The sequence below is a fragment of the Comamonas sediminis genome (genome assembly GCF_041107495.1).
GTDB lineage: Bacteria > Pseudomonadota > Gammaproteobacteria > Burkholderiales > Burkholderiaceae_C > Comamonas > Comamonas sediminis.
In genome coordinates this window covers 440,601-447,801 of record NZ_JBGBDC010000005.1, presented here as the reverse complement: position 1 = coordinate 447,801, position 7,201 = coordinate 440,601, and the positions used below count along the sequence as shown (strand labels likewise).

Below are 7,201 nucleotides of genomic sequence, written 5' to 3'. Positions count from 1 at the left end.
ACCAACCCGCTAGGCCACGCCACCCAAATCCGCTATGACGCGAGAGGCAGGCGCACCCATGTCATCAGCCCCATGGGTAACACCCAAGTCACCCGCTACGACCAAAGAGGCCGGGTGATTGAAATCCTGGCCCCTGGTGAGAGCGAAGGCGCGGGCCGCAGGACGGTGTATGACAGCAATGGCTGGCCGATTCAGTCCATCAGCCCAAGCGGCCTGGTCACAGAAACCACCTATGACGAGAGAGGCCGCATCCAGGCCACCAAGGACCCTGCTGGCAATACTACCCGCTACGAATATGGACAAGACGGCACCGAGCAGGCAGGCCTGCTGATAGCAACCCAATACCCCACCTACAAAGAGACTTACCAGTACGACCAGCAAGGGCGGCAGACCGTCACCATGCAGCACCTGGGGGGAAACGAAACTCGCACACAAAGCCAAACCTATGATGTGCTGGGCCAGTCCGTAGCGAGCACCGATCCCGCAGGCAAGACCACGCTGGTTGAGTACGACGCGCTGGGCAGAAAGAGCGAGAGCACGGACCCGGCAGGGCAATCCACCCGCCAAAGCTGGAATGCCTTTGACCAGCTGACCAGCCTGACGGATGCCAATGGCAACACCCACCGTTTCGAGTACGACAAATCAGGACAGCAGACCAAAGAAACCCGCCCCATGGGCGGAGCCATTGCCTACCGCTACGACGCGGCCCACCAACTAATCCTGCGCATCGATGCGGGAGGCAATACACGAGCCTATAGCTATGACGCGGCCGGCCGAATGACCGAGGCGCAACACCAGCTTGGCGGCACCACCCTTGATGAAAAAACCAGCTACCAGTACGACAACGACGGGCGCCTGGCTGCCTACGAGCAGCAAGACGGCAACGGCCAACTTATCAGCAGCGCCAGTTACAGCCACGATGCGCAAGGGCGCACAGCACAAAGCCAAACAACGTATGGCAAGGTAGAAGGAGCAGGAAGCTTTAGCTTCACCACAGGCCAAAGCTTTAACAGTGACGGCCAACTGGCAAGCCACACCTATCCCGACGGCAGTAAACAAACCTATAGCTACACCCAGGGGCAGCTCGCCCACATCACGCTACCCAATAGCAGCGAGATCAGCTACCAAAACTACCAGTGGAACGTTCCTACCAGCATCCAAACCCCAGGCGCTGCCAAATCCTTGGCGCTGGATGCCCTGCAACGCCCCACCCGCATCCAGGTCCAGAACGGCAGCAACGAGATCCTGGCCAGCAAAGCCTACCAATACGACAAGGCCGGCAATATCACCCAGATCGACAGCGACCTGGGCACCACCCAATATGGCTATGACAACCTGGACCGCCTCACCCAGGCGACCCCCGACCAAAGCCTGCAGGGCCTGGGCCTGCCCAGCGAACACTATGGCTACGACGCCGTCGGCAACCGTACCAGCAGCGCGCACCAGCCGGGCGCCTGGAGCTATAACGCCGACAACCAAATGGTCCGCTATCCCCAAAAAGAGCCGTTTAGCCCAAGCCCTGCGGTAGACACCCAGGTGAGCTACACCCCGCAGGGACATACCCAGCAGGAAACGAGTGGGCAGGACAACAAGACCTACCGCTACAACGCCGCCGAGCGGCTGATCACCTACGAGAGCAGTGATGGCACCCGAGCCCATTACCGCTACGACCCGTTCGGCCGCAGAATCAGCAAGAGCGTGACCAAAGACGCGGCCACGCAGGTGACCTACTTTGTCTACAGCGAGCAGGCGCTGATGGGAGAGCTGGACAAGGATGGCAAGCTGCAACGGGCTTATGGATTCAATCCGGTTGCGGGGCAGCAGGGGTTGTGGAGTACGGATCCGGTTTGGCAGGCGGAGGCTGTTAATAGTGATTTAGCTAGTTCCCAAACCGGCTATCACTTTCTGCATACGGATCATCTGGGGACGCCTGATATAGCGACAGATAAGGCAGGCACGGTTACGTGGAAAAAGATCAATGACGCGTTTGGAGCCACTCAAACTGTGGAAAGTATCGCGCAAGTCAATCTCCGATTCCCCGGGCAATATTTTGATGAAGAGAAGCAAAGCGTCTACAATTTTAATAGGAATTATCGGCAAAATGTGGGCAGGTATTTGCAGGGGGATCCTATAAAATTAAACGGTGGTATTAATTTTTACAAATATGGCAATGCCAATCCTTTAATATATTTTGATGATAAAGGGCTATCAGCCGGGGGATGGGGTTTGATACCAGTTCCACCTGCAGGCGATGTTAATACAATATACTGCAAAGATGGTCGACTGGAATTGTATATTATTCCTAGTGAAGATTATAGCAAATGTCCCGCAATTGAAAAATGTTTAAGAGTTCATGAGGATACTCACAGACGGGATGCAATTAGCTTTGATCCTAAAATATGTGATGGTGTAAATGGGAAGGCTGTTGGATACTATGGAGAGGATGGAAAGTCATACAAAATGGCTGACTACACTAAAAATGCAGAAATTCGTGCTCTTGACAATCAAATTGCATGTTTAAAAGCATCCGTTTCCGAAGGGTGTGATGCATATTGCCAAGGCTGGATTAGAGATGAAATCATCAGGAACGAAAATTTAAAAATCAAAGTGCGACAAGGAACGTATTGGGGGTAATTATGAGGAGAATTTTATTCATTGCGATAGCTTGTTATGCTGGAACATCCTTGGCAAAAAGCGATTGCCCAGTCGAATTGCTCTTAATTGAAAAAAGCAATGGAAGGGTCGAGTTGGGTCTTAAGAATAATATGAGTAAACCTCATGAAATTCAATACGACCGCCTACCGTGGGTGCTTTTGTCTGGCGGTGTGGAATTCCATGTGTTGGTTGACGGCAAACGAATTCAACAGGTGCATGGAGTCGGACGAAATACGTTGGTTTTAAAATTAGGTCCTAAATCTTCAATATCTAGTGAGGTAAATGTTGGCTATTTGGCCTCGCATTACTCTGGAATTTCTATTGATAGAGTTTCAATTGCATGGGAATACGTTATTCCAAATAGTGAGATTTTTGAAAAGCATTGCCGACGTTTCGAGGGTGTGCTCAAGTCTCCTCCCGCATAAAACTATCAAATCATAAGTGGGATTTTTAATGCTGCAAATGTGAGAGCTAACGATAAAGGTGATTGATATTAAATCTTTATGGATGCTGGTTGGCTTAAGCGCATCGGTTCAAGCGTGCCCTGTGCATGTTAGCGTTGAGCCAAAAAATAACGATGTGTTAGTCGTCTCGATCGATAACATTTCGTCCCAAGACTTGGACATTCTCTACGATTTTCTTCCTTGGTCTGTATTCGGTTTCGGAATAAACTATTCTGCGAAATACAGAGAGGCGAAAACAGAGATTAGGCCTATATATGCCTTTGGACATCGCTCGGAGATTGTTGTGCTGAAGGCAAATACTTCTATGCAGCAAGAAGTATCTTTATACAAGCGATTCAATGATCTGAAATCAGATGCTGGGGTTGTTGATGTAGCTTGGGTCTACAGATTTCCGGAACCGGGAAAAGGGACAGAGGGCTGCGCTCAGTTCAAAGGCCTATTTTCTATTTTTGAAACACCCACCAAACGGACGTCAGAATGAGTTCGTTCGACCAGTAGCATTTGGCGGTGGTGGGTTCACTGCTTTCTGCGACGCGGCGAGAGGCATGTACAGATGGAATGCCAGCAGTCGTTTTGCTGCTTCTCTCAGCGCCTGCGCCAACCCGAACCCGATCTTGGCGCAGATTCCAAAGCACCCATCACCCCACCCCCGCCCCCGCATACAACCCCGCGTAAACGCCTCCTCAAACACCGAATACCCCGACCAGTCGCTGTGCGCAAAATGCAGGCGGCCGGTGCTTGGGGTGGGCAGGGCCTGGAGGCGTTCGCCGTTGATCAGCGCTGGGCGCTTGGCGCTGCTGCTGGGCTGGCCGATGCGGCTCAGCACGGTCTGGGTGCCGGGGCGGGGGATGGCATCGCGTGGCCGTAGCGCATGACCTCGACATGGGTGGTTTTTCGTAGATGTCGGCGTGCGCGCGGGCCAGGGTGGCCAGGGTTTGGTCGCGTGCTGCCTCCCAGCTTAGGGCCAGCAGTTGCTGGCGGGCGTTGCAGGCGCTGGCACCAGGCTGGTTGCCGCACAGCGCGCGATAGCAGTTGAAAACGCTGGGCAGTATGGCGATCCCTGGTTAGTGCATGGCTAAATCTGGGAGAGGTGATAAAGGGTGGGGGAACGCAAGTAACGGAGGTTCTGTCAGTGAAGCGATGATCCACAGAGAGGCTTGGGCGTGTGACCTGGATGTGCCCATGGGGTCACCTGGCAAAGCTTGTGTTGGCTGCACTAAAGCCTGGTGGCAAGTTGCGATTGGTAGAAATCGTGAAAGACGTCGACAGGTGCGGAAGTGGCCAGTGGCTGCAGTGGAAAGCACTGCGCGAGGTTGTCCAAGTTGGTTTGACTGTCGACCCGCTGCAGGAACACTGCCGCCACGCTCTTTCGAACATCGCCGTGGCGGTCCAAAAACTGGCCCCACAGTGGCATGTTGCGAAATCTGTTGCTGGCCACCATTGCCTGCGTGGTGTATTGCGGAGGAAAAAGCCGTTGGTAGGCAGGCAAGTGGTAGAGCCAGGAGACACCCGCTATTTGCTTGACTGATGGCAGCTTGGCGCGAACATGGGCCACGAGTGCAGCGAGCTCCGATAGCCGCAACTCCATACGCTCGTCGCTCAACGGACCCTGCAAGCTGTGGTCGTCGTTGTGGAAATGAAGCCTGATCTGACCCGGCTCCCCCAGCGCATACGAAAAACAGCCGAATGTTGCAATCACCGAGTCGGGACGATCAAGGTGCGCGCGTGGGGTGTAGACATGGTAGGTCCATGCACCAAGGTCCGGATGGTCTTTCAGACCCGCAATGTAGGCCACCCACCTGGGATGGTGGGGATTGAAATCTCGACCGCCCACCAATCGGACGTAGAAATTCGTGTAGTCGAGCAGGGCCGTCTCCAGCTTCAGGTTCGCCAGTACCGCGATCTTTCTGGCGAAATAGATCTGGAGATCAAAAAATTCCTTGGCGTAGGCCATCGCAGTAGCACTCCGTGAGATTGCCGTTACGTTCGGATTTTGGGGCATTGAACCGAGAATCGACCCAGCCGCATCGATGAACCGTTTGCTACGACCTTCGTCCTGGCGATGATTCAGACAAAAGGAGTTCCACACACTGCGATGCGATCAGCCGTCCACCGGCTCGGTAGCCACCACGGATGGGCGTTGTTGCATCTTCGCGAACCATGCCGCCAACTGCGGTGCCTGTTCGCGCCAGCCCAGCGTGTCGAAACGGTAATCGATGTAGCCCAGCGCGCAGACCAGGGTCAGATGGCCGATGCCAAAGGCGCGCGCTTCCAGTGCCGGTACCTCGCCCTCCAGCAGATCCAGGCTGGCGCGGGTCTTGAGCTCGAATGCGGCCAACAGGGCCGCCAGCGGCACGGCGCGCTCGCGTTCGTTGCGCCACAGAATCAGCGCATCGAGCAGGCCATCACCCAGCGCATGCCAGCGCAGCGCCGCCCAGCGGGCGTCGCCTTCCCGAGGGAAGAGCGAGCCGCTGGCCAGACCGTCCAGGTATTCGCAGATGACGACCGAGTCAAACAGCGTCCGGCCGTCGTCCAGGATCAGTGTCGGGATCTTGGACAGCGGATTGTCCTGCATCAGGACGGCATTGGGCTTGAGCATCGCGGCCACAGAGCGGACCAGCTCCAGCTGCTGCGTCAGCTGCAGCTCATGGGCGCAGATCATGACTTTTCGGACATAGGGAGATTTGGGGGACCAGTGCAGTTGCATAGCAATCCAGGAAGAGAAAACAAAGGAGCGTACCGGCGCTGGTACGCATGTGTTGTCCAGTGCGGGGCTACACCACACCGCTGGCCAGCAGCCCCTCGATACGCTCGGCCGAATAGCCCAGCTCTTCCAGCACCTGGCGCGAGTGCTGACCCAGCAGCGGCGGCGCCACCTGCTGCTGCAGCGGGGTCTCGGAGAAGCGCATCGGGCTCACCACCTGCGGCACCTGCACGCCGCTGGGATGCGGCACATATTGGAGCATGCCACGGGCCTGGACCTGCGGGTCTTCGAACACGTCGGGCACCGAGTTGATGGCGCCACAGGGCACGCCCGCGCCGTCGAGCGCAGCGATCAACTCGGCGCGCGGGCGCTGAGAGAACGCATGCCGCAGCATGGCCGACAGGGTCGTGATGTTGCGCACGCGCTGGGCGTTGGTGGCAAAGCGCTCGTCCTGGGCCCACTCGGCGTGGCCGAGCACATCGCACAACTTGGCAAACTGGCCGTCGTTGCCGACCACTAGGATGGCATCGCCATCGGCGCAGGCGTAGACATCCTGCGGCTGGATATTGGGGTGCGCATTGCCGTTGCGCCGGGGCGTCTTGCCGGACACGAGGTAGTTCATGGCCTGGTTGGCCAGCATCGCCACCTGCACATCGAGCATGGCGATGTCGATGGAGTCGCCCACGCCGTTTTGGTCGCGGCGGGCCACGGCCGCGAGCACCGCCACTGCGGTATACATGCCGGTCATCAGGTCGACGATGGGCACACCGACCTTTTGCGGGCCACCACCCGGTTGGCCGTCGCGCTCCCCTGTCACGCTCATCAGACCGCCCATGGCCTGGATCAGGAAGTCATAGGCGGGCTGGTCGCGGCGCGGACCGGTCTGTCCAAACCCGGTGACCGAGCAGTAGATGAGTCGCGGATTGATCTTGCGCAGGCTGGCTTCGTCCAGGCCATAGCGCGCGAGCGTGCCGGCCTTGTAGTTCTCCAGCACGATGTCCGACTGCAGGGCCAGGTCGCGCACGATCTGCTGGCCTTCTGCGGTGTCCAGGCTCACGGTGATCGAGCGCTTGCCGCGGTTCACCGCCAGGTAGTAGCCGGCCTCCTTGGTGTCCTTGCCATCGGCATCCTTGAGGAAGGGCGGGCCCCAGGAGCGTGTGTCGTCGCCGGCGCCCGGTCGCTCCACTTTGGTGACCGTGGCTCCCAGATCGGCCAGGATCTGCCCGGCCCAGGGCGCCGCAAGAATACGGCTCAGATCCAGCACCCGCAGGTGCGACAACGGGCCAGCAGCCACTTTGGCATTGGTCATCAGCAAGACTCCAGTCAGATATGCAATGCCTGGACTTTAGGCCTGCCTTGGCAGGGCGCCTAGCCGGGG

The 7,201-nt window shown here is 57.0% G+C and carries 6 protein-coding genes; 3 read left to right on the top strand and 3 right to left on the bottom strand.

Annotated features, from left to right (window positions below):
- Window positions 1-72: 72 nt before the first annotated feature.
- From AB7A72_RS14095 to AB7A72_RS14085, 3 genes are read left to right on the top strand one after another with little or no spacing between them, the layout of a single operon-like run.
- A complete protein-coding gene (locus AB7A72_RS14095) occupies window positions 73-2,634 on the top strand; it encodes an RHS repeat-associated core domain-containing protein (protein WP_407064982.1) in 2,562 nt (853 codons plus the stop codon).
- Window positions 2,635-2,684: 50 nt separating this feature from the next.
- The gene (locus AB7A72_RS14090; RefSeq protein WP_369460348.1) at window positions 2,685-3,080 is read left to right on the top strand and encodes a hypothetical protein; all 396 of its coding nucleotides are present in this window, start codon (window positions 2,685-2,687) and stop codon (window positions 3,078-3,080) included.
- Between the two features lie 58 nt (window positions 3,081-3,138).
- Window positions 3,139-3,600 carry a hypothetical protein gene (locus tag AB7A72_RS14085; RefSeq protein WP_369460347.1) on the top strand — a complete coding sequence of 154 codons (462 nt, stop codon included), beginning with the start codon at window positions 3,139-3,141 and terminating at the stop codon, window positions 3,598-3,600.
- 735 nt (window positions 3,601-4,335) lie between these two features.
- On the opposite strand, the gene AB7A72_RS14080 is transcribed toward AB7A72_RS14085, so the two are convergent.
- From AB7A72_RS14080 to AB7A72_RS14070, 3 genes are all read right to left on the bottom strand, one after another.
- Window positions 4,336-5,073: a hypothetical protein gene (locus AB7A72_RS14080; protein ID WP_369460346.1), complete on the bottom strand. Its 738-nt coding sequence runs from the start codon at window positions 5,071-5,073 to the stop codon at window positions 4,336-4,338.
- Between the two features lie 147 nt (window positions 5,074-5,220).
- Window positions 5,221-5,826, bottom strand: a complete 606-nt coding sequence (locus AB7A72_RS14075) for a glutathione S-transferase family protein (RefSeq protein ID WP_369460345.1) — start codon at window positions 5,824-5,826, stop codon at window positions 5,221-5,223.
- 67 nt (window positions 5,827-5,893) lie between these two features.
- The gene (locus AB7A72_RS14070) at window positions 5,894-7,132 is read right to left on the bottom strand and encodes a CaiB/BaiF CoA transferase family protein (protein WP_312526332.1); all 1,239 of its coding nucleotides are present in this window, start codon (window positions 7,130-7,132) and stop codon (window positions 5,894-5,896) included.
- Between the last annotated feature and the right edge of the window lie 69 nt (window positions 7,133-7,201).